This window comes from Bacillus sp. P4_D3, assembly GCF_056401855.1.
The window spans coordinates 1-1,483 of the sequence record NZ_JBFUIN010000743.1 but is presented as its reverse complement, the minus strand read 5'-3'; the positions used below and the strand labels follow the sequence as shown (position 1 = coordinate 1,483).

Annotated in this window: 1 protein-coding gene and 1 pseudogene; one reads left to right on the top strand and one right to left on the bottom strand. The window is 35.9% G+C overall.

The features are described 5' to 3' along the window. On the top strand, window positions 1-850 hold an 850-nt coding region (locus AC1DTM_RS26205), incomplete at its 5' end, for a flagellin (RefSeq protein ID WP_477001256.1). Window positions 851-1,337: 487 nt separating this feature from the next. Here AC1DTM_RS26205 and AC1DTM_RS26200 read toward each other — a convergent pair. After that, a pseudogene (locus AC1DTM_RS26200) lies at window positions 1,338-1,483 on the bottom strand (MRP family ATP-binding protein); the annotation flags it as partial.

The following is a 1,483-nucleotide window of genomic DNA, read 5'->3' as shown; positions in this document are numbered from 1 at the left end:
CTTAGCTACTGAAGAACTTAATAAAGCTACTACAGAGCGTGATACTGCTAAAGGTGAACTTGACTCTGCTAAAAACACTGCTGAATTAGATACTAAAGCTAAAGCTTACCTTGATGCCAAAAAAGCTCTTGATGCAGATCCTACAAATAACGGACTAAAAACTGCTCTTGATACTGCTAAAAATACTATGGAAGCTGATGCTACTGCAAAAGGATTAATTGATGCATATAACACTAAACAAACTGCTCTTGATGCTAAACAAACTGTTGTAGATACTAAACAAGCTGTTGTTACAACTAGAGACATTGAATATACTAAAGCTAAAGGTAATTCTGATAACGATGTTAATGCTGCTAAATTAGTAGGCGATTATGAAGCAGCTAAAGGCGCTCTTGATCCTACTGCAAAAGAATATATTTCAGCAAAAGCAGCTTACAATGCAAATCCAAATGATGTTAAACTTAAGTCTGATTTTGAAACTGCTCAAGCCAAGTTAAATGAAACGGCTAATAAAGGTTCAAAAGATTTAGTTGAAGCTTATGAGAATGCTAAAACAGCTGCTACAGAAGAGAAGTCATTAGTAGCAGTTGCTAAGATTGACGAAGCCCTTAAAACAATCGCTGACAACCGTGCAACTCTAGGTGCTACATTAAACCGCTTAGATTTTAACGTAAACAACCTTAAGAGCCAGTCTTCTGCTATGGCTTCAGCTGCTTCTCAAATCGAAGACGCTGACATGGCAAAAGAAATGTCTGAAATGACTAAGTTCAAAATCTTGAACGAAGCTGGTATCAGCATGCTTTCTCAAGCAAACCAAACTCCACAAATGGTTTCTAAATTATTACAATAAACCATTTGAGTTAGTTTCATGAATAAACCTCTCTGCTTGCAGAGAGGTTTATTTTTTCTATATAGATAGATTAAAGGCTTTCTTTTTAGCCTGGAGAGAAGCTCCAGCCATACTTAGAGGCGGTCAGAGCTTATTTTGGCCTTGTCTCCTGTATGAAAACAAAAAGATAAAGTGAGCATAAGCCCCTTTTTCTTTTCATAACCGTTATTAGCTTTAAGACCATATATTAATTTATAAGGAATGTCCATTATGCGTATTGGTACGAATGTTTTAAGTATGAATGGCTAGACAGTCGTTGTGTGGGATGAATGTTACGATGGAGCATTTAGTTGCATTTAATACAGTTTCACAAGCAAATCAAATTTCGCAAATGGTTTCGCAGTTACTACAATCTTAAATATATAACCTTTAAAACTGTTGAAATAACTCCATAAGAAAATAAAAAGTAGGATACATACGTGCTATGTATCCCACTTTTTATACCAACCTATCCTTTATAAATAATATCCTCCGCTAAAGAACTAAACATCTCACCAACGAGCGAGTCTTCGTCATATACACACGACCCTTTATTCTCTTCACGCTTCGCAAACGGTATTTGAGCAATTACTTCTGTTTGCAGTTGTTCTGCTA